The organism is Patulibacter sp., assembly GCF_030655195.1.
Lineage (GTDB): Bacteria > Actinomycetota > Thermoleophilia > Solirubrobacterales > Solirubrobacteraceae > Patulibacter.
On the sequence record NZ_JAURWA010000074.1, the window covers coordinates 1 to 25,164 of the forward strand.

The 25,164-nt window shown below is 74.0% G+C and carries 19 protein-coding genes; 16 read left to right on the forward strand and 3 right to left on the reverse strand.

Annotation, left to right across the window (positions count from 1 at the left end):
- Positions 1 to 776 precede the first annotated feature (776 nt).
- The 7 genes from aceE (at position 777) to Q7T67_RS07900 (ending at position 12,081) form a co-directional block, all read left to right on the forward strand.
- Complete coding sequence (gene aceE, locus Q7T67_RS07865; RefSeq protein WP_370695376.1) at positions 777 to 3,635, forward strand: pyruvate dehydrogenase (acetyl-transferring), homodimeric type; 2,859 nt, start codon at positions 777 to 779, stop codon at positions 3,633 to 3,635.
- The gene (locus Q7T67_RS07870) at positions 3,632 to 5,122 is read left to right on the forward strand and encodes a dihydrolipoyllysine-residue acetyltransferase (protein ID WP_304787764.1); all 1,491 of its coding nucleotides are present in this window, start codon (positions 3,632 to 3,634) and stop codon (positions 5,120 to 5,122) included. The genes aceE and Q7T67_RS07870 overlap by 4 nt, the downstream gene beginning before the upstream one ends.
- Positions 5,119 to 7,125 (forward strand): dihydrolipoyl dehydrogenase, encoded by a 2,007-nt coding sequence (lpdA, locus tag Q7T67_RS07880; RefSeq protein WP_370695377.1) that lies wholly within the window; start codon positions 5,119 to 5,121, stop codon positions 7,123 to 7,125. Before Q7T67_RS07870 ends, lpdA begins: the two co-directional genes overlap by 4 nt.
- A 172-nt stretch (positions 7,126 to 7,297) precedes the next feature.
- Positions 7,298 to 7,933 (forward strand): HD family hydrolase, encoded by a 636-nt coding sequence (locus Q7T67_RS07885; protein ID WP_304787766.1) that lies wholly within the window; start codon positions 7,298 to 7,300, stop codon positions 7,931 to 7,933.
- An 85-nt stretch (positions 7,934 to 8,018) separates the two neighbouring features.
- The gene (locus Q7T67_RS07890; RefSeq protein WP_304787768.1) at positions 8,019 to 9,422 is read left to right on the forward strand and encodes a cation:proton antiporter; all 1,404 of its coding nucleotides are present in this window, start codon (positions 8,019 to 8,021) and stop codon (positions 9,420 to 9,422) included.
- Positions 9,423 to 9,431: 9 nt separating this feature from the next.
- Positions 9,432 to 10,325, forward strand: a complete 894-nt coding sequence (nudC, locus tag Q7T67_RS07895) for an NAD(+) diphosphatase (RefSeq protein ID WP_304787772.1) — start codon at positions 9,432 to 9,434, stop codon at positions 10,323 to 10,325.
- A 223-nt stretch (positions 10,326 to 10,548) separates the two neighbouring features.
- Complete coding sequence (locus Q7T67_RS07900; RefSeq protein ID WP_304787773.1) at positions 10,549 to 12,081, forward strand: succinic semialdehyde dehydrogenase; 1,533 nt, start codon at positions 10,549 to 10,551, stop codon at positions 12,079 to 12,081.
- Between the two features lie 6 nt (positions 12,082 to 12,087).
- Here the strand turns inward: Q7T67_RS07900 and Q7T67_RS07905 are convergent, their stop codons facing one another.
- Entirely contained in the window at positions 12,088 to 13,473 is a 1,386-nt protein-coding gene (locus tag Q7T67_RS07905; protein ID WP_304787775.1) for a CdaR family transcriptional regulator, read from the reverse strand.
- 79 nt (positions 13,474 to 13,552) lie between these two features.
- Here Q7T67_RS07905 and Q7T67_RS07910 point away from each other — a divergent pair, with 79 nt between their 5' ends.
- The 3 genes from Q7T67_RS07910 (at position 13,553) to Q7T67_RS07920 (ending at position 17,427) form a co-directional block, all read left to right on the forward strand.
- Positions 13,553 to 15,058, forward strand: a complete 1,506-nt coding sequence (locus Q7T67_RS07910; RefSeq protein WP_304787777.1) for an NAD(P)/FAD-dependent oxidoreductase — start codon at positions 13,553 to 13,555, stop codon at positions 15,056 to 15,058.
- A 174-nt stretch (positions 15,059 to 15,232) separates the two neighbouring features.
- Entirely contained in the window at positions 15,233 to 16,594 is a 1,362-nt protein-coding gene (locus Q7T67_RS07915; protein WP_304787778.1) for a cytochrome P450, read from the forward strand.
- 203 nt (positions 16,595 to 16,797) lie between these two features.
- Complete coding sequence (locus Q7T67_RS07920; protein WP_304787780.1) at positions 16,798 to 17,427, forward strand: TetR/AcrR family transcriptional regulator; 630 nt, start codon at positions 16,798 to 16,800, stop codon at positions 17,425 to 17,427.
- Between the two features lie 9 nt (positions 17,428 to 17,436).
- Here Q7T67_RS07920 and Q7T67_RS07925 read toward each other — a convergent pair whose 3' ends face one another.
- Positions 17,437 to 18,489, reverse strand: a complete 1,053-nt coding sequence (locus Q7T67_RS07925) for an NAD(P)-dependent oxidoreductase (RefSeq protein WP_304787782.1) — start codon at positions 18,487 to 18,489, stop codon at positions 17,437 to 17,439.
- Between the two features lie 108 nt (positions 18,490 to 18,597).
- On the opposite strand from Q7T67_RS07925, the gene Q7T67_RS07930 reads away from it, so the two are divergent.
- The 5 genes from Q7T67_RS07930 to Q7T67_RS07950 are packed head-to-tail and all read left to right on the forward strand — an operon-like array spanning position 18,598 to position 22,609.
- Entirely contained in the window at positions 18,598 to 19,260 is a 663-nt protein-coding gene (locus Q7T67_RS07930) for a glycosyltransferase family 2 protein (protein ID WP_304787784.1), read from the forward strand.
- Positions 19,257 to 19,958: a TIGR04282 family arsenosugar biosynthesis glycosyltransferase gene (locus Q7T67_RS07935; protein WP_304787785.1), complete on the forward strand. Its 702-nt coding sequence runs from the start codon at positions 19,257 to 19,259 to the stop codon at positions 19,956 to 19,958. Before Q7T67_RS07930 ends, Q7T67_RS07935 begins: the two co-directional genes overlap by 4 nt.
- Complete coding sequence (locus tag Q7T67_RS07940; RefSeq protein ID WP_304787787.1) at positions 19,955 to 20,614, forward strand: bifunctional 2-polyprenyl-6-hydroxyphenol methylase/3-demethylubiquinol 3-O-methyltransferase UbiG; 660 nt, start codon at positions 19,955 to 19,957, stop codon at positions 20,612 to 20,614. Before Q7T67_RS07935 ends, Q7T67_RS07940 begins: the two co-directional genes overlap by 4 nt.
- 10 nt (positions 20,615 to 20,624) lie before the next feature.
- Positions 20,625 to 21,917 (forward strand): molybdopterin-dependent oxidoreductase, encoded by a 1,293-nt coding sequence (locus tag Q7T67_RS07945; RefSeq protein WP_304787788.1) that lies wholly within the window; start codon positions 20,625 to 20,627, stop codon positions 21,915 to 21,917.
- Complete coding sequence (locus tag Q7T67_RS07950; protein ID WP_304787790.1) at positions 21,914 to 22,609, forward strand: hypothetical protein; 696 nt, start codon at positions 21,914 to 21,916, stop codon at positions 22,607 to 22,609. Before Q7T67_RS07945 ends, Q7T67_RS07950 begins: the two co-directional genes overlap by 4 nt.
- A 77-nt stretch (positions 22,610 to 22,686) precedes the next feature.
- Here Q7T67_RS07950 and Q7T67_RS07955 read toward each other — a convergent pair whose 3' ends face one another.
- Positions 22,687 to 23,760 (reverse strand): YncE family protein, encoded by a 1,074-nt coding sequence (locus tag Q7T67_RS07955; RefSeq protein ID WP_304787792.1) that lies wholly within the window; start codon positions 23,758 to 23,760, stop codon positions 22,687 to 22,689.
- Between Q7T67_RS07955 and Q7T67_RS07960 the strand changes: the two genes are divergently transcribed.
- Positions 23,748 to 25,163 carry a hypothetical protein gene (locus tag Q7T67_RS07960; RefSeq protein ID WP_304787795.1) on the forward strand — a complete coding sequence of 472 codons (1,416 nt, stop codon included), beginning with the start codon at positions 23,748 to 23,750 and terminating at the stop codon, positions 25,161 to 25,163. The genes Q7T67_RS07955 and Q7T67_RS07960 overlap by 13 nt on opposite strands.
- The last annotated feature ends 1 nt before the right edge of the window (position 25,164 follow it).

The following is a 25,164-nucleotide window of genomic DNA, read 5'->3' on the forward strand; positions in this document are numbered from 1 at the left end:
GACGTGCCGGGGTGGCGCGCGGGGCGAGACGTGCCGGGGTGGCGCGCGGGGCGAGGCGGGCCGGGGTGGCGCGGGGCGGGCCAGCCGGGGTCGCGCGGGCCGAGGCGTGGCGGGGGGCGGGGCGTGCCGGGGTCGTGCAGGCCCAGGCAGGAGTGGTGGCGTGGACCGGGGTCTCCGGCCCTGCGTGATCCGCCGAATCCGTTCGGGCGAATCTGGCTTCGCCGGATGCCGCATGCGCAGCATGCGCAATCCACCGGATCCGGCAGGCCGGCAGCACGATTTGGCGGATGACCCATGGCGTGCGCCCGGCCACCACACGCGTCGTGGCGATCGGTCGCACTCCGCCTCCGCCCTCACCCGGCTCGGCACTCCGCCCGCCGCCACCCGCCCACGGCCACCCCGTCGCCCACCGCGACCCCGCCGTCCGCGGCCACCCCGCCGCCCATGGCCGCCCCGTCGCCCACCGCGACCCCGTCGCCCACGGCGACCCCGCCGCCCACGGCCACCCCGCCGCCCACGCCACCCACCCCACCCCGCCCCTCGGGGGGCGATCCGGCCCAGGTCTTCCCCCGCGGGGTGCCGGTGTGGGACAACGGGGTACGACGAGCACCAGGCCCAAGCGACGTGTCCCATGCGGCCCCCGGGGCGGCGGGCGAAAGCCTTTCCCGCACTGCGGATCGACTTGTATACTAGTGTGGAGGCACGCGTGACGCGGGACACGGACCATCGGTCCTGATCCGCCCCCGCAGCCAGCCCCGCCCCCGATCAGAGCGTCGATGTCCACACCCGCCGATCCCGATCCCGCCGAGACGAAGGAGTGGCTCGAGGCCTTCGACGCCGTGCTGCAGCACGACGGCGCCGGCCGCGCCGAGGAGCTGTTGGAGACCCTGGTCGCGCACACGCGCTCCCGGGGCCTCGCCGCGTCGCTGCACTCGACCACCCCCTACGTGAACACGATCGGGGTGGACGACCAGGAGCCGCTGCCGACGGACCAGGCGATCGAGCGGCGCGTCCGCTCGCTCGTCCGCTGGAACGCCCTGGCGACGGTGCTCCAGGCCAACAAGGAGTCCTCGGAGCTCGGCGGCCACATCGCCTCGTTCCAGTCCGCCTCGACGCTCTACGAGGTCGGCTTCAACCACTTCTGGCGCGCCCCGAGCGAGGAGCACGGCGGCGACCTGGTCTACATCCAGGGCCACTCCTCGCCGGGCATCTACGCCCGCGCGTTCCTCGAGGGCCGGATCGACGAGGCGCAGCTGCGGCGCTTCCGGCAGGAGACGGACCGCTCGCAGCCCGGTCTCTCGTCGTACCCGCACCCGTGGCTCATGCCGGAGTTCTGGCAGTTCCCGACGGTGTCGATGGGCCTCGGCCCGATCATGGGCATCTACCAGGCGCGCTTCCTGAAGTACCTGCAGGGCCGGGGCATGGCGGACACCAAGGACCGCGACGTCTGGGTCTTCTGCGGCGACGGCGAGATGGACGAGCCCGAGTCGATGGGCGCGATCGGGATGGCCGGGCGCGAGAAGCTCGACAACCTGAACTTCGTCATCAACTGCAACCTGCAGCGCCTCGACGGTCCGGTCCGCGGCAACGGCAAGATCATCCAGGAGCTCGAGGCGAACTTCCGCGGTGCCGGCTGGAACGTCATCAAGGTCGTCTGGGGCTCCCGCTGGGACGAGCTCCTGAAGAAGGACACCGAGGGCCACCTGCTGCGCCTGATGGAGGAGACCGTCGACGGCGACTACCAGACGCTCAAGTCCCGCGACGGCGCCTACGTGCGCGAGCACTTCTTCGGCAAGCACCCCGAGACGGCCAAGATGGTCGAGAACTGGACCGACGAGGAGGTCTGGGCGCTCAACCGCGGCGGCCACGACCCCGCGAAGGTCTTCGCCGCCTACCACGCGGCCCGCAACCACACGGGTCAGCCCACGGTGATCCTCACCAAGACGATCAAGGGCTACGGGATGGGGGCCTCCGGCGAGGGGCAGAACATCACCCACCAGCAGAAGAAGATGACCGAGGACGTCCTCCTGACGTTCCGCGAGCGCTTCGGGCTGGACCTCACCGACGAGCAGGTCAAGAACTTCGAGTTCCACCGGCCCGCCGACGACTCCGAGGAGATGACCTACCTCCACGGGCAGCGCAAGAAGCTCGGCGGCTACCTGCCGTCGCGGCGCGCCAAGTCCTCGGAGTCGCTCCCGGTCCCCGACCTGAGCGCGTTCAAGGCCGTCCTCGAGGGCTCGGGCGACCGCGAGATCTCGACGACGATGGCGTTCGTCCGGATCCTCGCCGGCCTGCTGCGCGACAAGGCGATCAAAAAGCACGTCGTGCCGATCGTCCCCGACGAGTCGCGCACGTTCGGCATGGAGGGGATGTTCCGCCAGCTGGGCATCTTCAGCCAGGTCGGGCAGCTGTACCAGCCGGAGGACTCCGAGCAGCTGATGTTCTACCGCGAGGACCGCCAGGGGCAGATCCTCCAGGAGGGCATCAACGAGCCGGGCGCGTTCTCGTCCTGGATCGCCGCGGCGACGTCGTACAGCAACAGCGACACGCCGATGATCCCGTTCTACGTCTACTACTCGATGTTCGGGTTCCAGCGCATCGGCGACCTCGCCTGGGCCGCCGGTGACTCCCGGGCCCGCGGGTTCCTGATCGGCGGCACCGCCGGCCGGACGACGCTCAACGGCGAGGGCCTGCAGCACGAGGACGGCCACAGCCTCGTGCAGGCCGCACTGATCCCCAACTGCGTCAGCTACGACCCGGCCTACGGGTACGAGCTGGCCGTGATCGTCCACGACGGCCTGCGCCGCATGTACGGGGAGCAGGAGGACGTCTTCTACTACCTCACCGTCATGAACGAGAACTACCGGCAGCCCGCGCTGCCGGAGGGCGCCGAGGCGGGGATCCTCAAGGGGATCCACCGCGTGCGCGAGGCCGGCGAGGCCGAGGCCGGGTCGACCGAGGACCCCGCCGTCGAGGACGCCGGGGGCGCCGAGGACGCGGCCGCCGCGAAGGACGACGAGCTCGTCGAGGACGACGGTGGCGAGGCCGCCGACGGGGACGTCGAGCCGGCCGACGCCGGGGCCGGCGACCACGACTCCGACGGGGCCGACGCGGCCACGGCCACGGCGAAGGACGTCGGGGCCGCGCAGGTGCGCCTGCTGGGCTCGGGCACGATCCTCCGCGAGGTCGTCGCCGCCGCCGAGCTGCTCGAGCAGGACTGGGGCGTGGCCGCCGACGTCTTCTCCGTCACGAGCTACACCGAGCTGCGCCGCGAGGGCATGGCCGTCGAGCGCCACAACTGGCTGCACCCGGAGGACGAGCCGCAGACGGCCTACGTCTCCGAGGTCCTGTCGGGCGACGTGCCGATCGTCGCGTCGTCGGACTACGTCCGGGAGCTCGCGGAGGGCATCCGGCCGTACCTGGACGCGCCGTACTTCGTGCTCGGCACGGACGGCTACGGCCGCAGCGACTACCGCAGGGCGCTGCGCGGGTTCTTCGAGGTCGACCGCCGGCACGTCGTGCTCGCGGCGCTGACGGAGCTGTCCAAGCGGGGCGAGGTCGAGCCCGCGAAGCTCACCGAGGCCATCGAGAAGTACGAGATCAAGACGGACGAGGGAGTCCCGTGGGCGCGATGACGACGGTGGAGGTCCCCGACATCGGGGACTTCGACGATGTTCCGGTGACGGAGATCCTCGTGGCGGTGGGCGACACCGTGGCGGAGGAGGACCCGCTCGTCGCCCTCGAGTCCGAGAAGGCGACGATGGAGGTCCCCTCCCCGGTCGCGGGGACGATCGCCGAGATCCTCGTGAAGGAGGGCGACGGCGTGTCCGAGGGCACGCCGATCATCCGGATCGAGACCGACGGCGACGGCGATGACGCCGAGAAGCCCGACGCGGGCCCGGCGGACGCGGACGACAAGGACGAAGACGGCGACGCGCCGCACGCCTCCGAGGGGAAGGGCGAGGCTCCCGGCGACGGCGGCACGAAGCCCAAGGGCGAGGACCCGGACCCGCAGGGCACCGCCGACGACGGCGGTGCCGGCTCGGGCGGCGACGCGACGTCCGGGGGCGGCTCTTCCTCCGGCGACGGCGCGTCGTCCGGCGACGGCTCCCCGACCGCCGACGGCTCCGTCGGCGGTGCGGCCGTCGAGTCCTCGGCCGCGGCGGCCGCCGGCGGGGCGAGGCCCTCCGGCGAGCCCGTCTACGCCAGCCCGAGCGTCCGTCGGCTCGCCCGCGAGCTCGGCGTCGACCTGTCGACCGTGCAGGGCACCGGCCGCAAGGGCCGGATCGTCCCGGAGGACGTCCAGCAGGCCAAGGACGCCCCGGCCCCCGCGAAGAGCGACGACGCCGCGGCCCCGAAGGCACCGAGCGGCGGCGACGCCGTCGGCGACGGCGGCCTCGGCCTGGCCCCGTGGCCGAAGGTGAAGTTCGAGAAGTTCGGCGAGATCGAGCGCGTGCCGCTCTCCAGGATCCAGAAGCTCTCGGGCGCCAACCTGGCCCGCAACTGGGTCCGGATCCCGCACGTCACGCACAACGACGACGCGGACATCACCGAGCTCGAGGCGTTCCGCAAGCAGCTCAACGGCGAGCAGAAGGACGTCAAGGTGACCATGGTCGCCCTGCTCCTGAAGGCGATCTCCTCGACGCTGAAGTCCTTCCCGGTCCTGAACTCGTCGCTGGACGGCGACGAGCTGGTGCTGCGGAAGTACCACCACCTGGGCTTCGCGACGGACACGCCCAACGGGCTGCTCGTCCCGGTCATCCGCGACGTCGACCAGAAGGGCATCTACGCCGTGGCGGCCGAGCTCACCGAGCTCTCCGGCAAGGCGCGCGAGGGCAAGCTCATGCCTGCGCAGATGTCCGGCGGCACGTTCTCGCTGTCGTCCCTGGGCGGCATCGGCGGCACGTCGTTCTCGCCGATCATCAACGCCCCCGAGGTCGCGATCCTCGGCGTCACCCGCTCGGCCATGAAGCCGGTCTGGAACGGGTCGGAGTTCGAGCCGCGCCTGATCCTGCCGCTGTCCCTGTCCTACGACCACCGCGTGGTCGACGGCGCGCTGGCGGCGCGCTTCACGGCGCACCTGGCGAAGACCCTGGCCGACTTCCGGAGGATCCTGCTGTGAGCACCATCGAGGTCAAGGTCCCGGACATCGGCGACTTCGACGACGTCCCGGTCACCGAGATCCTCGTCGCGGTCGGCGACGAGGTCCAGAAGGAGGACCCGCTCGTCGCGCTGGAATCCGAGAAGGCGACGATGGAGGTCCCGTCGCCGGAGGCCGGCACCGTCAAGGAGCTGAAGGTCGCCAAGGGCGACGCCGTCTCCGAGGGCAGCGTGATCCTCGTGCTCGAGACCGCCGACGCCGAGGGCGGCCCGCAGGGCGGCGACGGGTCGGCCGACGGCGCCGAGGCGCAGTCCGGCGGGAAGGTCGACGAGAAGGACGGGGACGGCGCGGAGCACGCGTCCAACCCGGCGGGGGAGGAGGGGCCCAGAAAGGACGACGGCTCGACGCCCCCGAAGGGCGGCGGCGGCACCGCCGGCAACGCGTCGTCGTCCGGGGGGTCCGCGGACGCGAAGAGCGGCGAGCCCGGCACCGACGGCGACTCCTACGCCGGTGGTTCGGGCGCCACGAAGGACCCGGCGGCCTCCGGCGACGCCGGGACCACCGGCGCCACGCCGTCGAAGGCGAGCGACGAGGTGAAGGCCAAGGGCGACCTGCACGTCGACCTCGTCGTCCTGGGCTCCGGGCCGGGCGGCTACGCCGCCGCGTTCCGCGCCGCCGACCTCGGCCTGTCGGTCGCGATGGTCGAGCGCGAGCCCGTCCTGGGTGGGGTCTGCCTGAACGTCGGGTGCATCCCCTCCAAGGCGCTCCTGCACGCCGCGAAGGTCATCACCGAGGCCGAGGACATGGCCGAGCACGGCGTCTCGTTCGGCACGCCCGAGGTCGACCTCGACGCGCTGCGCTCCTGGAAGGACGGCGTCGTCGAGAAGCTCTCCGGCGGCGTGGGCGGGATGGCCAAGCAGCGCAAGGTCGAGGTCGTCCGCGGCACCGGCAGATTCGTCGGCGAGCACGAGCTGCAGGTCGACGACACGCTCGTCACCTTCGACTCGGCGATCGTCGCGACGGGCTCGCGCTCGGTGCAGCTGCCGGGCATCCCGCACGAGGAGGAGGCCGTCATCGACTCCACCGGCGCGCTCGAGCTGGCGGACGTCCCGAAGCGGCTGCTCGTGGTCGGCGGCGGGATCATCGGCCTGGAGATGGCGACGGTCTACGACGCGCTCGGCTCGCAGGTCACGGTCGTCGAGCTCGCCGACCAACTCGTCCCGGGGGCCGACAAGGACCTCGTCAAGCCGCTGAAGAAGCGCATCGACGGGCGCTACGCCGCGATCCACCTGAAGACGAAGGTCGAGGGGGTCGAGGTCGTCGACGGGGGCCTGAGGGCGACGTTCTCCGGCGAGGGCGACGGCGTTCCGGAGCCGGCCGAGTTCGATCGGGTGCTGGTCGCCGTGGGTCGCGTGCCCAACGGCAAGGACCTCGGGCTGGAGGACCTCGGCGTCGAGGTCGACGACCGCGGCTTCGTGCCGGTGGACCAGCAGCAGCGCACGAAGCTGCCGCACATCCTCGCCATCGGGGACGTCGTCGGCCAGCCGATGCTCGCCCACAAGGCCACGCACGAGGGCCACGTCGCCGCGGAGGTCGTCGCGGGCCACGACGTGGTCTTCGACCCGCGCGGCATCCCGTCGGTCGCCTACACCGAGCCCGAGCTGGCCTGGGTCGGCCTGACCGAGACGCAGGCGAAGAAGGACGGCGTCGAGTACGAGGTCGCCGCGTTCCCGTGGGTCGCCTCGGGACGTGCGCTGGCGTCGGACGCCTCCGCCGGTCAGACGAAGCTCCTGGTCGACCCGGGGTCCCGCCGGATCCTCGGTGCGGCGATCGTCGGCACGAACGCCGGCGAGCTGATCGCCGAGGTCGGCCTGGCGCTCGAGATGGGCGCCAACGCCGAGGACGTCGCCCTGACGATCCACGCGCACCCGACCCTGTCGGAGTCCGTCGGCCTGGCCGCTGAGATCGCGGAGGGTACGATCACGGACCTGCCGCAGAAGCGGAAGCGCAAGGCGAAGGGCTGAGGGTGGCCGGGCGGGACGGTCGTCGCGCCCGGGCCGTCGCCGTCCCCCTGACGGCGCGGACCGGGGACCGCGGCCCGGCGACGGAGACCGCGTCCGCCGTCCCGTCGACGGTGCGGGCCGAGGACCGCCGCCCGGCGACGGCGACCGCGCCCGCGGTGCGACGCTGTGGGGCGTGGACGCCCCGGACCCCGAGCCGCTGCTGATCGCCGGGAACCCGTTCCCGGCGGCGATCGCCGGGGACCTGTTGGCGCAGCTGACGTTCGTCGTCGAGGTCGACCGGATGAAGGCCGTGCTGCGCCAGTCGCACGTCGCGGCCGTCGACCGGCCCGAGAACGACGCGGAGCACTCCTGGCACCTCGCCCTGATGGCGATCGTGCTGGCCGGGCACGCCGCCGAGCCGGTCGACCGGGCGCGGGTCGTCGAGCTGCTGGTCCTGCACGACCTCGTCGAGGTCTACGCCGGCGACGTCCCGCTGCACGACGACGCGGCGATGGTCGGGCAGGCCGAGCGCGAGGTCGCCGCCGCCGACCGGCTCTACGCGCTGCTGCCGGCCGAGCAGGGCGCCCGCCTGCGTGCGGCGTGGGAGGAGTTCGAGGCCCACGTCACGGCCGAGGCCCGCTTCGCCCGGGCGATGGACCGCTTCCAGCCGCTGCTGCTCGCCTGGATGACGCGGCAGGAGGCCGACCCGGAGATCACCGCCGCCGGTGTCCGCGAGCGGCTGCGGATCATCGAGGACGGCTCGCCGACGCTGTGGGCAGCGGCGGAGGCGCTGATCGACGAGAGCGAGCGGCGCGGGTACCTGGGCTGATCGGGGTCACCCCCTCGTTCGGCCCCTCCCGGGCGTTCGTACCGTCGGAGCAGGCCCCGCCCGTGCGGCGCCCGCGACGCCCCGGATGTCCGCGCCCTCCGTCCTCGCCGTCTCCGGCGCCCCGACCACGCTGCTGGTGGTCCTCGCCGACGTCCTGCTGATCCTCGTCGCCGCGCGGTACGCGGGGCGCCTCGCCGCGCGGCTCGGGCAGCCGCCCGTGATCGGCGAGATCCTCGCCGGCATCGCGCTCGGTCCCAGCCTGCTCGGGCTGCTCGGCGCCGACCTGCCCGGCGCCGTGTTCCCCGACGACGCCCGCGAGTGGCTGCGGCGGATCGGCGAGCTCGGGCTGGTCCTCTTCCTCTTCGGGGTCGGGCGCGAGAGCGACCCGCGGCTCCTGCGCCGGGCGCGCGGCAGGATCGGTGCGCTGTCGGCCGGGTCGATCCTCGTGCCCGCAGCGGTGGGCGTGCTCGTCGCGCTGCCGTTGTGGGCGGACCACGCGGTCGTCGGCGGCGAGGAGGTCCCGCGCGCCGCGTTCGCGGCGTTCATCGCGGTCGCGCTGTCGGTCACCGCGTTCCCGGTGCTCGCGCGCATCCTCGGCGACGCCGGCCTGCTGCGCAGCGAGATCGGTCGCACGGCGATGGCCGTCGCGGCCGTCACCGACCTCGTCGCGTGGTCCGCGCTGGCCGTGGTCGTCGGTGCCTACGGGACGGGCGGTCGACCCCTGCCGGAGCTGCTGCTCCTCGTCGTGGCCTACGCGCTGGCGCTGCGGTTCGTGCTGCGCCCGGCGGTCGTCCTGCTGCTGCGGGGCGTCGCGAGGCCGCGATCCGCCGCCGCCGGGATCCTCCTCGTCGGCCTGCTGCTCTCCGCCCTCGCCACGGACCGCATCGGGCTGCACGCCGCGATCGGGGCGTTCGCGTTCGGGGTGCTCTGCCCGCGCGACGGCGCCGCGGGGCGGGCGGCGGACGCCGGCGCGGGGGTGCTCGCCCGGGTCGGTGTGCTGCTCGTGCCCGTGTTCTTCCTCTCGACCGGGCTGACGGTCGACCTGGCGAACCTGTCCCTCGGGGACGTGTCGGAGCTGCTGCTCCTGCTCGCCGCGGCGACGCTCGCGAAGTTCGGCGGCGTCGCGGTGGCCGCGCGGCTCTCGGGGGACGGCGCGCGACCGGCCGCGGCGCTCGGCGTGCTGCTGAACGCCCGCGGCCTGACCGAGCTCGTGATCCTGGAGGTCGGGCGCTCCGCCGGCATCCTCGACGACCGGATCTTCGCGGCACTCGTCGCCGTCGCCCTGCTCACGACGGTCGCCACCGGTCCGCTCTTCCGGCGGCTGCACGACGTGCCGGAGCCCGGATCCGGCGGATCCGGTGCCGCACAGGACGACCCGGGGGACCCGAGCCGCACGGCACCCGGTGCGCCGTCGTCCATCGGGCCCGGTCCGGACGTCGCGGCGCCGTCGCGGCCCGTCCCGTCCGGCGCCGCACCGTCGCGGCCCTAACCTGCCCGCATGTCCGACGCCGCGCCGCCCGTCCCGCTCAGCGTCGCCACGCACGACCGCGGCGACCGCTTCCGGCGCGACGACGCCTGGCTCGCCGCGGCCCGGCAGGACGACGCGACCGACGTCCTGGTCGTCGACGCCGACGGCCGGATCGCGGCGAGCGCCGAGGGGCTGGAGGTCACCGGCCCGCAGCTCCTGGCGGGCGTCGCGGTGCCGACGCTCCTGGCGGTCGACCCGGACGGCTCGGCGGTCTTCGCGGTCGACGCCGCCGAGGTCGGCCGCGACGCGGACGTCGACGGCGTCCCCGAGCTCGTGCCCTTCCGCGACGTCCTCGAGCACCTCGACCCCGAGGAGGCCGCCCTCGCGGTCCAGGCCGTCGCCCTGATCCGCTGGCAGGCCGACCATCGCTTCTGCGGGCGCTGCGGCACCGCGACGACGCTCTCGACGGCCGGCCACCGTCGCGTCTGCCCCGGCTGCGGCGCGCGGCACTTCCCCCGCACCGACCCCGTCGCCACGATGCTCGTCACCGACGGACGCGACCGCGTGCTGCTGAGCCGGCGTCGCGGCGCGAAGGAGAAGGTCTGGTCGTGCCTGGCGGGGTTCGTCGAGCCGGGGGAGACCCCGGAGCAGGCCGTCGTCCGCGAGACGATGGAGGAGGTCGGCCTGCGCGTCCTGCGGGTCGAGTCGTTCGGCAGCCAGCCGTGGCCCCAGCCCTACGAGTTGATGATCGGCCACCGCGCAGTCGTCCTGCCGCGCGAGCCGGTCGTCGCCGAGGAGCTCGTCACCGCCCGCTGGTGGGACCGCGCGGAGCTCGCCGCCGCGCTTGAGGCCGACGAGGCGCGGCTGCCCCCGCCGTACACGATCGGCAACCACGCGATCTCGGTCTGGCTGGCCGAGGGCTGAGGCCTCCGCCCCCGTCCGGGTCGTCCACGACGGCCCGCCGTCGGTCCTGGCCGGCGGCGTCCGGCGTGGTCGCCCCATCGGGCTCCGGCCCCACCCGGCCGTCCCGCGTTGTGGTCCGACCGCATCGACACGGTGTCAGATGCGCGTAGGCTCTCTGTGTTCCCGCGCACGCGTCGAGGTCGACGGCGTGCCCGGATGATCCGGTCGAGAAGAGGAAGACGCCGTGCCCGAGCTGCTGCAGCAGGAGACCACCGAGAAGGCCCCCGACGGCATGATCGCCGTCGAGAACCCGGCCACCGGCAAGACGATCCAGTTCGTCGAGAACATGAGCGCCGCGCGCATCGACGAGCTCGTCGCCCGTGCCCGCGCCGTGCAGCCCGCCTGGCACGCCCTCGGGTTCGGCGGCCGCCGCCGGCTGATGCTCGCCCTGCGCCACTGGCTCGTCCAGAACCGCTCGCGGATCGTCGACGTCGTCGTGGCCGAGAACGGCAAGACCCGCGAGGACGCGCTCCTGGCCGAGCTCTTCTACATCGCCGACTCGCTCGGGTTCTGGGCCAAGAACGCCGGCAAGTACCTGGCCGACGAGAAGGTCCGCACGCACTCGCCGCTCGTCCTGGGCCGCAAGGTCAAGGTCACCTACCGCCCGCTCGGCGTCGTCGGCGTGATCGCGCCGTGGAACTACCCGCTGACCCTCGGCTTCGGCGACGCGCTGCCCGCCCTGATGGCCGGCAACTCCGTGATCATCAAGCCCAGCGAGGTCACCCCGCTGGCGACGATGCTGATGTCCGAGGGCGCCGAGGCCGTCGGCTTCCCGTCCGGCGTCTTCCAGGTCGCCACCGGCGACGGGGCGACCGGCTCCGCGCTGGTGGACCGCGCCGACATGATCATGTTCACCGGCTCCACGAAGACCGGCCGCAAGATCGGCGCGCGGTGCGGCGAGCGCCTGATCCCGTGCTCGCTGGAGCTCGGCGGCAAGGACCCGATGATCGTCCTGGACGACGCCGACCTCGAGCGCGCCGCGAACGTCGCGGTGGAGTGGGGGATGCGCAACAGCGGCCAGATCTGCATGTCGGTCGAGCGCATCTACGTCGAGGCGCCGGTGTACGACGAGTTCGTCGAGAAGGTCGAGACGAAGGTCCGCGCGCTGCGTCAGGGCAAGCCCGAGGGCTACGGCTCGGTCGACGTCGGCGCGATCACGTTCCCGCCGCAGATCGAGACGATCGCCGCCCACGTCGACGACGCCGTCGCGAAGGGCGCGCGGGTGCTCGTCGGCGGCCGGCGCGCCCCGGGGGCAGGCCGGTTCTACGAGCCGACCGTCCTGGTCGACGTCGACCACACGATGGACTGCATGACCGAGGAGACCTTCGGTCCGACGCTGCCGATCATGAAGGTCGCGGACGAGGACGAGGGCATCCGCCTGGCCAACGACGTCAACTACGGCCTCGGCTCGAGCGTCTTCTCGAAGGACCTGGCGCGCGGCGAGCGCGTCGCCCGGCGGATCAACGCCGGCGTGGGCTGGGTCAACGACGCGATCATGAGCTACCTGGCCCAGGAGGCGCCGTTCGGCGGCGCGGGCGAGTCGGGCGTCGGCGCCCGCCACGGCTCGGCCGGCATCCGCAAGTACACGCAGACCCACACGATCATGGTCAGCAAGTGGGTGCTGCGCCGCGAGCCGACGATGTTCCCCAACACGAAGCTCGGCGCCAAGCTGCTCGACCGCGTGATGGTCCTCATGTGGGGGCGCAAGCCGCGCTGAGGAAGCTCACCCCCGCACGAGCGGCAGCACGCGGAGCGCCACCAGGAGCTCCGTCGTGCGGCCCGCCAGCGGCCGGCCCAGGCGCGTCTCCGTCGTGCGGATCCGTGCGGCGACGGTGTTCTCGTGGACGCCCAGCCGCGCCGCCGCCCGGCGCGGGCTGGCGTGCTCCTCGAGGTAGGCCTCGAGCGTCTCCGCCAGACGCACGGACTCGCGGTCCCCGCCGAGCAGCGGGCCCAGCTGCTCCTCGACGAACCGCCGTGCCTGCTCCTGGTCGGCGGACGCCAGGGCGGCGACGGCCACCGCGTCGTAGTGGACGACGGTGCCCGGCGGGGCGAGCTGCAGCTGCGCGACGCGGCGGGCGTGCATCGCCTCGTGGTGCGCCAGTCGGAACCCGTCGACGCCGCGCGAGGGCGTGCCGACGGCGACGATCGCCCCCAGGTCGCGGACCGCACCGCCGTCCAGGCGCAGCGCCCGCAGGTCGGCGGGCTCGAAGCCGTTGCGGCTGCCGACCCAGCCGGCCAGGAGCCCGGTGCCCAGGACCGTCGCCAGCGGCTGGCCGGCGCCCAGCGGGGCCAGCAGCTCACGCAGCGCGGGCTCCAGTGCCGCCGCGCCGACGCCGCCGTCCGTGCTCCACGCCACCACCGCCAGGTGCTCGCGGTCCAGCGCGTGGCGCAGCCGCCGGCCGGCGGCGGCCGCGTCGACCGGCAGCCCGTCGAGCAGCTCGCGGATGGTCTGGGCGCGCACGGCGTCGGCGCTGCGGATCCAGCGCGCCCGCTCCTCCGCGTAGAGCTTCTGCGCCTTCGCGGTGAGCGTGTCGATGAAGGTGAACATGTAGCCCGAGCCCTGCTCCAGCGCCGTGGCCAGCTCGGTCGGGTCGGAGATCGCCGAGCGCAGCTCGCTGACCCACGTGCGCCAGAACGCCCCGTGCGCGGTGCGGTAGGTCTGGGTCAGCGCGTCGACCGGGATGCCGCGGTGGACGACGAGGCGGATGAACGCCCCGGCCATCGCGGGAGGCTCGGCGGACGACGGGTCCACGCCGCGCTCGACCATCGCGATGAACAGCCGCGCGTTGTCGTCGACGCTGTCGCGGACCGCCGCGGCGAGCTCGGAGTCCCGGCCGAACGCGGGCAGGTCGCGCACGATCGCGTCGGTGATCTCCTCGATCACCCGGCGCCGCCACGCCGACTCCGTCGACAGGCGCGCGGCCAGCTCCGTCCAGGCGAGCGACTCGGGGGTCACGGCGTCCTCCGGCGCCCCGCCGGGGTCCGGGAGCGTCCTCGCGGCCGTCGAGGGCTCGTCCTGCGTCGCATGGGTGTCCACGAGGGGCCTGCGCTCGTCCTGCGTCTCGTGGGCGTCCACGAGGGGCCTGCGGTCGGCCGCGACGTCGTCCATGGACGGACCCTAGTTCATCGCGTCGAAACAGTGGCGCGACCACAGCGGCATCGGAATGGCCCGTCCCTACTCTCGGAGCATGACCGGCTCCGCAGATCAGCACGTCGTCATCGTCGGAGCCGGGTTCAGCGGCATCGCCATGGGCATCGAGCTCGGCCGGGACGGCGTGCCGTTCACCATCCTGGACCGCGCGAGCGACCTCGGCGGCGTCTGGCACCACAACACGTATCCCGGCGCCGCGTGCGACATCCCGTCCGCGCTCTACTCGTTCTCCTACGCACCGCGGGGCGACTGGTCGCACCCGTGCTCGCCGCACGACGAGATCAAGGCGTACCTGCGCGACTGCGCCGAGCGCTTCGGCCTGACCCCGCACCTGCGCCTGGGCGTCGAGGTCGCCGACGCGACGTTCGACGAGACCACCGCCCGCTGGACCGTGACCACGGAGACGGGCGAGACGATCGACGCCAGCGCCGTCGTCCTCGCCTGCGGCCAGCTCTCCCGTCCGGCGTGGCCGCGGATCCCGGGGATCGACACCTTCGCGGGCCACACCTTCCACTCCGCCGAGTGGGACCACGAGCACGACCTGACCGGCGAGCGGATCGCCGTCATCGGCACGGGCGCCAGCGCCGTGCAGTTCGTCCCGCCCGTCGCCGAGCAGGCCGGCCGCCTGCACGTCTTCCAGCGCAGCCCGTCGTACATGCTGCCGCGCCGCAACCGGGCCTACGCGGGGTGGGCCCGGACGGCGATCAACAGGATTCCCGGCCTGCAGCGCCTGCGCCGCGGGGGGATCTACGCGTTCTGCGAGACGCTGACCTTCGGGCTGACCAGCGCGCCGCCGATCGCCGCGGGGCTGAAGGCGTTCACGCTCGGCTTCCTGCGCCGCTCGGTGAAGGACCCCGAGCTCCGCGCGAAGCTCACGCCCGACTACGCCATCGGCTGCAAGCGGATCCTCTTCTCGTCGAAGTTCTATCCCGCGCTCCAGCGGCCGAACGTCGAGCTGGTGACCGACGGCATCCGGGAGATCACGGAGCGGGGGATCGTCACCGACGACGGGCAGGAGCGCGAGGTCGACACGATCGTCTTCGGCACCGGGTTCAAGAGCCAGCAGTTCGTGCTGCCGATGGCCGTCCGGGGCGCCGGCGGCCGCGAGCTGCAGGAGGGCTGGCAGGCCGGGGCCGAGGCGCACCACGGCATGACGGTGTCGGGCTTCCCGAACCTCTTCGTCCTCTACGGCCCGAACACGAACCTCTCCGTCGGCTCGATCGTCGTGATGATCGAGGCGCAGGCCGCGTACGTCCGGCGCGCCCTGGCGCACGTCCGCCGCCGCGGCATCGACGCCGTCGACGTCCGACCCGAGGTGCAGCAGGCCTCGAACACCGGGCTGCAGAAGGACTTCGAGGGCTCGGTCTGGACCGGCTGCTCGTCCTGGTACCGCAACGCCTCGGGACGGGTCGTATCGAACTGGCCGCACCGGATGCGCGAGTACCAGCGGCTCGTCGCGGACGTGCGGACGGAGGAGTTCCGCGAGGTCCGGGCGACGGGCGCACCGGAGCGGGACCGCGAGCCGGCGGGCGTGGCGGACTGACGGACGGCCGGCGGGGGTGGCGGTCGGCGGCGGGCGGACGTGGCGGACCGACGGGCCGGCCCCGGGGTGCGGCACGCAGTCGACCCGGCGGCCGGACGACCGGGGGCTCGGCGCCCGGGGACGCGTACCGCGCATTTGACATACCGACCGGTATCCGAGTACCGTCGGCGCACGATGAACGTGCCCGCCGCGCCCTTCTCCTTCCCGGCCGGTCCCCGCGGGCCGATGCCGTGGCACGCCGCGCAGTTCGCCCGGGACACGTGGGGCTTCCTCGCCTCGTGCACCGAGCGCTTCGGCGAGACGTTCACGCTCGACCTGCCGGGCGGCGGCAAATGGGTCTTTCTCACGAACCCCGAGCACGTCAAGCAGGTCTACACGGGCGACCCGGGGGTCTTCCACGCCGGGGAGGGCAACTCGATCCTCCTGCCGCTGCTCGGCAAGCACTCCGTCCTGCTGCTGGACGAGAAGCCGCACCTGCGCCAGCGCAAGCTGCTGCTGCCGCCGTTCCACGGCAAGCGGATGGCCGGCTACGAGGACCTGATGCGCTCGATCGCGCGCGACACGATCGACGCGTGGCCGACGGGGACGCCGTTGAAGGCCTGGCCGCAGATGCAGGCGATCACGCTGGAGATCATCATGCGCGCGGTCTTCGGCGTGGCGGAGGGCGCCCGGCTGGACCGGCTGCGCGAGGCCCTCGAGACGCTGATGGCCGAGGTCACCAAGCCGCGCACGATGATGCTGATCGCGCTGATGGGCGAGCAGCGCTTCGCGCGCCTGCCCGCCGTCCAGCGCCGCCTGCGCGCCGTCGACGACGTGCTGCTGCCGGAGATCGCCGCGCGCCGGCAGGTCGCCGACCTCGACGAGCGCACCGACATCCTCTCGATGCTGCTGCAGGCCCGGGACGAGGACGGCGAGCTGATGGGCGACCGCGAGCTGCGCGACGAGCTGATGACGCTCCTGGTCGCCGGCCACGAGACCACGGCGACCTCGCTGTCGTGGGCCCTCGAGAAGCTCGTCCGGCACCCGGACGCGCTGCGGCGCCTGCAGGACGAGGTCCGCGAGGGCGAGAGCGACGTGTGGATGACTGCGGTGATCCGCGAGACGATGCGCCTCTGCCCGGTCATCTCGATCACGGTCCGCGAGCTGCAGGAGCCGGTCCAGATCGCCGGCCACCGCCTGCCCGCCGGCGCCCGCGTCGTGCCGTGCATCCACCTCGTGCACCGGCGCCCCGACCTCTACCCGGACCCCGACGCGTTCCGGCCCGAGCGCTGGCTGGACCAGACCCCCGGCACCTACACCTGGATCCCGTTCGGCGGCGGCGTCCGGCGCTGCCTCGGCGCGAGCTTCGCGCTCTTCGAGATGAAGGTCATCCTCGGCGAGATCGTCCGCTCGATGGACCTGCAGACCACGACCGCCCCGGGCGAGCGCATGCGCACCCGGGCGATCACGAGGACCCCGGGCGGCCAGGCGGAGATCGTCGTCGCGCGCCGCCCCGAGGTCGTGGCCGAGCAGCCGGTGGCGGTCGCCGCGGGCTGAGCGGCGGCGCGTGGGGCGGCCCGGGGGAGGCGGCGCCGGGGGTGCGCCGCGGGGGCGGGTGCGCGGCGAGCCGACCGGTTCTCCCGACCGTTCGCCCCGCACCGGAGGGCGAACGTTCCGCAGAACCGCGACGTGGTCTGCCCGTGCGGCGGCTCGCCGGCGCCTCCCGCGTCCCCGTGCCCACCCGCCGGTACGGTGGCCGGGTGAGCGCGCCGTCCCGCCCCACCCGCAAGGAGCAGCAGGCCCGGACCCGGGCCGCGTTGATCGGGTCGGCGATGTCGGCCATGGCCAGCAAGGGGCTGCAGGCGGCGTCGATCGCCGAGATCGCGGCCGACGCGGGGTTCACGAAGGGCGCGTTCTACGCCAACTTCGCCTCGAAGGACGAGCTGCTGCTGGCGGTCCTCGACGAGACGTTCGACCGCGCGGTCGGCGACATCGAGCGCGCGGTGCGCGACCACGACGACATCGACGCGCAGGCCCGCGACGCCGGTGACGCGTGGATCACCCAGACCGGCGCGGAGCCCCGGGGCGGGCGGCTGTTCCTCGAGCTGATGGTCCACGCGGTGCGCGACGAGGCCTTCCGGGCCGCGTTCGTCGAGCGGCGCCGGGGGCTGCGCGACCGCGTCACCCGGATCTACGAGGAGCGCGCCGCCGAGCTGGGCCTCGTCGCCCCGTTCCCGCTCGAGGACGCCGCCCGGATGACCTCGGTGATGGCCCACGGCGTCGCCCTCGACCGCCTCGTGGAGCCCGACGGGATCGGCGACGACTTCTTCGGCACGATGCTGGTCACGTTCTTCGCGGGCCTGCAGGTGGGCGGGTCGGCGGCGGGGTAGGCCCCCGGCTCACCCGCCCCGCAGCCGCGCCGTCGCGAACTCGCGCATGCCCGCGTCGAAGTCCTCGCGGGCCTCGAAGCCCAGGACGTCGGCCGCCAGGCGGGCCGAGGCGAAGACGTGGCGGACGTCGCCCAGGCGGTACTCGCCCGTGACGATCGGGTCGAGGTCGTCGCCGGCGTCGCCCATCGCGGCGTGGAGGGCGCGGGCCATGTCGCCGACCGTGCGCGGGGTGCCCGAGCAGACGTTGAACGCGCCCGGGACCGGCTCGTCGGCGAGGAGGGCCAGGACGTTCGCGCGGGCGACGTCGCGGACGTGGACGAAGTCGCGGCGCTGTCCGCCGTCCTCGAAGACCCGCGGCGCGCGGCCGGCCGCCAGGGACGAGCGGAAGATCGACGCCACGCCGGCGTAGGGGGTGTCCTTGGGCATGCCCGGGCCGTAGACGTTGTGGTACCGCAGCGACGTGACGGGCACCCCGGTCTCGCGCGAGAACGCCGTCGCCAGGTGCTCCTGGTGCAGCTTCGTCGCGGCGTACACGTTGCGCGGGTCCAGGCGGGCGTCCTCCGGGATCTCCTCCGGGACCAGGGCGTTCCCGCAGACCGGGCACCCCGGCTCGAAGCGCCCCGCGTCGAGGTCGGCGACCTCGCGGGCGGGCGGATCGACGAGTCCGTGCTCGGCGCAGCGGTACCGGCCCTCGCCGTAGACGACCATGCTCGAGGCCTGCACGAACCGGCCGCGGAACCGGCGGCGGGCCAGCGCCCGGAGGACGACCGCGGTGCCCAGGTCGTTGTGCCCGACGTAGTCCGCGATGTCGCCGATGTCGAGGCCCAGGCCGACCATCGCCGCCTGGTGACAGACGTGGTCGACGCCGTCGAGGGCCCGGTCGACGGTGACGGCGTCGCGGACATCGCCGATCTGCAGATCGACGCGCTCGTCCACCTCGGGCCGGACGACGTGGGCACCGGGGTGGAGGAGGTCGAGGACGCGGACCGCGTGGCCGGCGTCGAGGAGCTGGGCGACGATCTGCGTGCCGATGAAGCCGGCGCCGCCCGTGACGAGGATCATCGGGCGAGGGTAGTCGGACCGCGCTCCGCACCGCTGGACGGACGGGCCAGGAGCGGCACGGCGCCCGCTTCGGCGTCCGCACGCCGGGTGGGGCCGTAGGTTGTGGGGGTGACGGACGTCGTTCTACCGGTGCTCAACGAGGCCCAGGCCCTGCCCTGGGTGTTGGGCCGTCTGCCGGACGGGTACCGAGCGATCGTGGTCGACAACGGTTCCAGTGACGGATCGGGCGAGGTCGCCGCCGCTCTCGGAGCGACGGTGGTGCACGAACCACGCCCCGGTTTCGGGTCCGCGTGCTTCGCCGGACTGACCGCCGCGACCGCCGACGTCGTCTGCTTCGTCGACGCCGACGGCTCGCTGGACCCGCAGGACCTGCCGATCGTCGCCGACCCGGTGCGCGACGGGTCCTTCGACCTCGTCCTGGGCGCCCGCCGGCCCGAGCCCGGGGCCTGGCCCTGGCACGCGCGGGCGGCCAACCGCGCCCTGGCGCTCGAGATGCGCCGCCGCGGCGCACGCCCCGTCCTGCGGGACATCGGCCCGATGCGCGCCGCCCGCCGCCAGGCACTGCTGGACCTCGACCTGCGCGACCGCCGCTTCGGCTGGCCGCTCGAGATGGTCGTCCGCGCCGGCCGCGCCGGCTGGCGGATCCAGGAGGTCGAGGTCCCCTACTCGGCGCGCAAGGGCGGCCGGTCGAAGGTCACCGGCACCGTCCGCGGCACCGCGCGCACGGTCCGTGACATGTCGCGCGTCCTCCGGGAGGATCGGGCCGCATGAGCACCGTCCCGACCTGGATCGTCATCGCCAAGGCCCCGCGGGCCGGGCGCAGCAAGACGCGGCTGTGTCCACCGTGCACCCCGCAGCAGGCCGCCGACCTGGCCGAGGCCGCGTTGGGTGACACGCTCGCCGCGGTGCTCGCCGCGCCCGCCGGCCGCCGCGTCGTCGTGCTGGAGGGCGAGCCGGGCGCCTGGCTGCCCGACGGCTTCGAGGTCGTTCCCCAGCGGGGGGACGGCCTGGACGAGCGGCTGGCCGGCGCGTTCCAGGACGTCGCCGCCGACGCCACCGGCGGAGCGGTCCTCGTCGGCATGGACACGCCGCAGGTCACCCCCGGGGACCTGGCCGACGCCTGGGCCGCGCTGCAGGCCGACGGGACCGACGCGGTCCTCGGTCACGCGCCCGACGGCGGCTACTGGTCGATCGGCCTCCGCGTCCAGGATCCCGCGCTGTTCGTAGGACTCCCGATGAGCACGGAGCACACGGGAGCGGACCAGGAGGCGCGTCTGCGGGCGCACGACCTGTCCGTCTCGCTGCTGCCGGAGCGTCGTGACGTCGACCTGATCGACGACGCGCGCGCCGTCGCCGCCCTCGCCCCGGACACCCGGTTCGCCCGGACCCTGGAGCGGACGGTCGCGACCTTCGGCACGACGACACCCTCCGACGCCCCGTCCCCTCGCACCCCGGAGCCGACCCGGTGAACCCCAGCACCCTCTTCGGTCGTCTGCTCGACGACGGCGCGGACGACCTCGTCGTCCGCGCCACCGACGGCAACGTCTGGTCCATGCCGATCGGCCGCTGGCTCGCGCCGGCCTCCGACGTCGACGAGCGCGTCCTGGACCGCGCCACCGGCCCGGTGCTCGACGTCGGCTGCGGCCCCGGGCGCCACGTGCACGCGCTCAGCCGCCGCGGCGTCACGGCGGTGGGCGTCGAGCTGTCCCCGACGGCCGTCCGCCACGCCCGCGACGGCGGCGCCCGGGTCGTCGAGGGGTCGATCTTCGAGGTCGCCCCGGACCCCGGCTGCTGGTCCACCGCGCTGCTGCTCGACGGCAACATCGGCATCGGCGGCGTCCCGCACGTCCTGCTGCGCCGCGTGGCCGAGCTCCTGTGCCCGGACGGCCAGGTGCTCGTCGAGCTCGACCCCCCCGGTGCGGCGACGACGCCCACGCCCGGCGACGGCGACGGCACCGAGGCCTTCCGCATCCGCATCGAGTCGGACGGGTCCACCAGCGCGTGGTTCCCGTGGGCACGCGTCACGACCGACTCGATCGTGGCGCCCGCCGCCGCGGCCGGACTGGACGTCGAGACGTGCTGGACCGACGGCGACCGGCACTTCTGCGTCCTGCGGCGCACATGATCGCGACACCGTGAAACTCCCGCGCCTGCTCCCGGCCGAGCCGCCGCCGGGCCCGGCCCGGCCGGGGTTCTGGCGCTCGCCGATCCGGGGCCCGTGGATCACCGCGGCACTGGGGATCGTCCTCCTGATCGGGTTCCCGATCGTCTTCCTGACCGGCCTGGTCTCGCACGCGGCGTACATGCCCCAGCTGGGCAACAACGCGATCGTGCCGCGCGAGTTCGACCTGCAGTTCGTGGTCTTCGACTTCCCGACGAGCCCGTCGTGGCTCTACGCGGCCACGCAGGGCACCCACGTCACGCTCGGCGTCGTGCTGGTGCCGGTGGTGCTCGCCAAGCTGTGGTCGGTCATCCCGAAGCTCTTCGCCTGGCCGCCGGCGCCCAACCCGGCGGAGGTCCTGACGAAGCTCGCCAACCTGCTGCTGGTCGGCTCGGCGTTCTTCCAGCTGGCGACCGGCATCGCGAACATCCAGCTCTGGTACCCGTGGCAGTTCAACTTCGTCGTCGCGCACTACTACGGCGGCTGGGTGCTGATCTTCTCGATCGTCCTGCACGTCGCGATCCGGATGCCGAAGGTCCGCCGGGCGATGCGGACGGGCCGCGAGCTGCGACCGCTCCGCACGAACCTGCAGGACACCCGGCCCGAGGCCTACGAGCCCGGCGGCCTGGTCACCCCGAACCCCGCACCGGCGACGATCTCGCGCCGCGGCGTCCTCGGCCTGGTCACCGCGGCGTCGGGCGTGCTGCTGGCGACGACGGTCGGACAGTCGATCGGCGGCCCGCTGCGCAAGATCGCGGTGCTCGCGCCGCGCGGCAACGGCCTGGCGCTCGACGGGCCCAACGGCTTCCCCGTCAACAAGACCGCGGCGGTCGCCCGCATCACCCCGACGATGGTCGGCGCGACCTACCTGCTCGAGCTGCGCGCCGGCGACCGCACGCTGCAGCTCTCGCGGCCGTCGGTCATGGGGCTCCTGCCGCTCTACACCCACGACCTGCCGATCGCCTGCGTCGAGGGCTGGTCGACCACCCAGGCGTGGACCGGCGTGCGTCTGCGCGACCTCGGCGCGCTCGTCGACGCGGACCCCGACGACCTGTTGCGGGTCGGGTCGCTCCAGGCGTCCGGGCCGTTCCGGCAGACGACCCTCTCCACGGACCAGGCCAACGCCGACAACGCGCTGCTGGCGTTCCGGGTCAACGGGGTGGACCTGTCGCTGGACCACGGCTACCCGGCGCGGATCATCGTCCCCGCGCTACCCGGGGTGCACTGCACCAAATGGGTCAGCGCCCTGGAGTGGGTGCGCGCATGAGCGATCCGGACCGCATCGTCGGCGTGCCCGAGGGGGAGGGGCCCGCCCGGACGGACGGCGCCGCCCCGACGGGCGCGGCGCAGCACGCCGGCGTCCCGGACGGCGACGGTCTGCCGCAGGACCCCTCGTCGGGTGGGCCGGTCTCGCGTTGGCGGCGCAGCTACGGCGCCTCGCCCCTGCACCTGCTGCTGCACCTCGCGGCGATCGCGCTGATCGCCTGGGCGCTGTCGCAGGCGTTCGACAGCCGCTACGAGGCGGCGTACGTCAACCTCGCCATCTGGCTCGTCGGCGGCGCGGTCCTCAACGACTTCGTCGCCCTGCCGCTCTACGTCGGCCTCGACCGGCTGGCGCGCGGGGCCTGGTCGCTGGTGGCCGGCGACGCGCAGGCGCGGGCCGCACGGCGTCCCGCCGAGGGGCGCACGCGGCGCCTGCCGGCCCTCCCGGGCAACGGCCACGTCCGCTTCCCGCTGGTGATGTCCGGCGTGCTGCTGCTCGTCTACTTCCCGAACATCACGCACAAGGCGCCGATCGGCCACCGCCTGTCGACGGGCCTGCAGGAGCAGCCGGACTTCGCGGGCCGCTGGCTGGCGATCACCGCCGGCCTGCTCATCGGCTCGGCGGTGCTCTACGGCCTGCGGGTCCTGCTGCACGCGCGCCGCGAGCGTCGGGACGCGCCCGCCGCCTCGGCGTGACGGGCACCGGCGTCCCCGTCCGTCCGCCGACCACCACGGACGGGCCGGACGTCGTCGGCCGCGCGGGGCGCCGCGTCCTACCCCGCGGGCGTCACGGTCTGCAGGACACCCTCGGTGGCGCCGGTGACGAAGACCTTGCCGTCGGACTCGTCGACCGCGACGGTCTGCGGCTGCTCGACGGTCGGGATGATCTGCCCCGTCTTGGACTTCGTCCGCGCGCGCAGCTCGACGAGCTGGTTGACGGCCGGCAGCGTGACCCACACCTTGTAGCGCTTCTCGTCGAGGGCGATCCCGTACGGCTGGCTCGAGAGGTACTGGCGGCGCAGCAGGTCGAGCTTCCCGTCCTTCCACTCGAAGACCAGGACGCCCTTGCCGGTGGTGTCGGCGACGTAGCAGATGCCCTCGTCGCGGCAGACGACGTGCGTGGGCCCGACGCCGGCGGGCTCCGAGGCCAGGCGCTCGAGCGTCTGCGCGTCGTAGAGCTCGATCACGCGCTGCTTGACGGCGACGACGACGATGATCCTGCCCCCGTCGATCGTCGCCAGCCCGCCGGGCTGCAGCGCGATCCGCTTCTGCCGGACGACCTTGTCGCCCTTCACGATCTGCAGGACGTTGCCGAGCTCGGCGCCGACGGCGACCTCGCCGGTGCTGCCCAGCGGCGTGGCGTCGTGGGGCTGCCGGCCGACCTTCGCCTGCGCGACGACGCGCCCGACGGGCACGTCCTTGCCGCCGTAGCGCCCGCCGAGCGAGACCTGGCTGAGCGTGTCGTCGTCCTCGTCGGGGACGAGCACGCGGGCCGCGGACGAGCCCGGATCGGCGAGCTGGAGGTGCCGCGGGGCGCCGGGGATCGAGACGCGGTCGACGACCTTGCCCGTCGACGCCTTGACGATGACCAGCTTGGCCGGCCGACGCAGGGCGACGGCGACGAGTCCCGTGCCGGGGTCTGCGACGATCCCCTCCGGGCGCTTGCCGACCTTCGTGACGATGCCCGCGGGCTTCACCGTCAGCGGCGCGGCGTTCGGTGGCTCGGCGGCCGGCGGCAGCTCCGCGGCCGGCTTCGAGCCGCCCCCGCAGCCCGCGAGAGCCGCGGCGGAGACCACGCAGGCGACGACGATGGACGACCGGGGAGCGAGCACGAGTGACCGAAGCATCGCAGCCGACCTCCGCCGCACGGGGCACCCCGTACGCGGCCGGCACGACGGACGCGGCAGGCACCCCGCACGCGACCGGGACGACGGACGCCGCCGGCGACGGCCTCGGCCCCCCGGCCCGCCGCGAGCCCCTCGTCCTGGCGGTCCTCGCGCTGATCGCGCTGATCACGATCTGGCGGGGCCACGTCGACGGCAAGCTGCAGGGCGCCTACGGCACGGCCAACCCGCCCTTCGTCCTCGGCCTGGTCACGAAGACCGACCCGTGGCTGATCGTCGCGGTGCTCGTCCTGGGACTCGGCTCGGCGCTCGCCCCGCGCCTGCTGGACCTGCGGCTGCGACCGCTCCCCTTCGCCGTCGTGCTGCTGCTGCTGGCCGCGGCCGCCGGCCTGTCGCTGAACGCCGCGCGGGTCGGGACCTACGGGTGGTACGCCGTCTTCGACCTGGGACCGCGCGGCTCGTTCGAGGCCGCCAACGAGTACCTGCCGGGGATCCCGCTCCTGCGCTGGGGCATCCCGAACTACCTGGACCGCTTCGCCGAGACCGTGACCTCGCAGCCGGTGAACATCGCCGGCCACGGTCCCGGACCGCTGCTGCTGATGCGGGCGATCGGCGCGGAGACCGCACAGTCGCTCGCCGCGCTCTGCATCGCCTGCGCGGCGCTCTGCGCGCCCCTGACCTACTGGGTCGGCCGGACCCTGGTGTCCGAGCGCGCCGCCCGCACCGCCGGGCTCGTCGCGGTCTTCACCCCGGTCATGCTGCTGGACGGGTTCACCTCGTTCGACGCCGTCTACGCCGCGATGGGTGCCCTCGCCGCCGCGCTGCTGCTGTCGCGCCGGGTCCCGCTCGTCGTGCTCGGCGTGGCGGCGTTCGCGATCTGCACCGTCTTCTCGTGGGCGCTCCTGGGCGTCGGAGCCGCGGTCGCGCTGGCGGTGCTCTTCCGCGACGGGTGGCGCCGCGCCGCCGTCCTGGCCGCCGCGATGGGCGCCGGGTTCGTCGCGATCAACGGGTGGCTGGCCGTCGGCTACGGCTACGACCCGGTCGGCACGCTGCTGGCCACGGAGGGCGTCTACCGCAACTCCCTGGCGCAGGTGCGGCCCTACCACTTCTGGGTCTTCGGCTCGCCCGTCGCGTGGGGCGTCATGCTCGGTCCCGTCGTCCTGGCCGCCGCGGTCCGCGCGGCGATCCGTCGCTCCCCGGCCGCGATGGCGATCCTGATCGTCGTCCTGATCGCCGCGGTCGCGGGCTTCACGAAGGCCGAGACCGAGCGCATCTGGCTGATCTTCGTGCCGCTGGCGATCGTCGCCGCCGCGCCGCTCCTGACCCGTCGGCGCCTGCCGTGGGTGCTCGGGATCCTCGCGCTGCAGGCCCTGGCGGTCCAGGTCTTCGCCGAGACGGTGTGGTGAG

Bases quoted from the DNA above. Each gene is read 5' to 3' on its own strand.
- aceE (WP_370695376.1), top strand. From the start codon at position 777: ATGTCCACACCCGCCGATCCCGATCCCGCCGAGACGAAGGAGTGGCTC.
- Q7T67_RS07870 (WP_304787764.1), top strand. From the start codon at position 3,632: ATGACGACGGTGGAGGTCCCCGACATCGGGGACTTCGACGATGTTCCG.
- Q7T67_RS07890 (WP_304787768.1), top strand. From the start codon at position 8,019: ATGTCCGCGCCCTCCGTCCTCGCCGTCTCCGGCGCCCCGACCACGCTG.
- nudC (WP_304787772.1), top strand. From the start codon at position 9,432: ATGTCCGACGCCGCGCCGCCCGTCCCGCTCAGCGTCGCCACGCACGAC.
- Q7T67_RS07905 (WP_304787775.1), bottom strand. From the start codon at position 13,473: ATGGACGACGTCGCGGCCGACCGCAGGCCCCTCGTGGACGCCCACGAG.
- Q7T67_RS07910 (WP_304787777.1), top strand. From the start codon at position 13,553: ATGACCGGCTCCGCAGATCAGCACGTCGTCATCGTCGGAGCCGGGTTC.
- Q7T67_RS07915 (WP_304787778.1), top strand. From the start codon at position 15,233: ATGAACGTGCCCGCCGCGCCCTTCTCCTTCCCGGCCGGTCCCCGCGGG.
- Q7T67_RS07925 (WP_304787782.1), bottom strand. From the start codon at position 18,489: ATGATCCTCGTCACGGGCGGCGCCGGCTTCATCGGCACGCAGATCGTC.
- Q7T67_RS07935 (WP_304787785.1), top strand. From the start codon at position 19,257: ATGAGCACCGTCCCGACCTGGATCGTCATCGCCAAGGCCCCGCGGGCC.
- Q7T67_RS07950 (WP_304787790.1), top strand. From the start codon at position 21,914: ATGAGCGATCCGGACCGCATCGTCGGCGTGCCCGAGGGGGAGGGGCCC.
- Q7T67_RS07955 (WP_304787792.1), bottom strand. From the start codon at position 23,760: ATGCTTCGGTCACTCGTGCTCGCTCCCCGGTCGTCCATCGTCGTCGCC.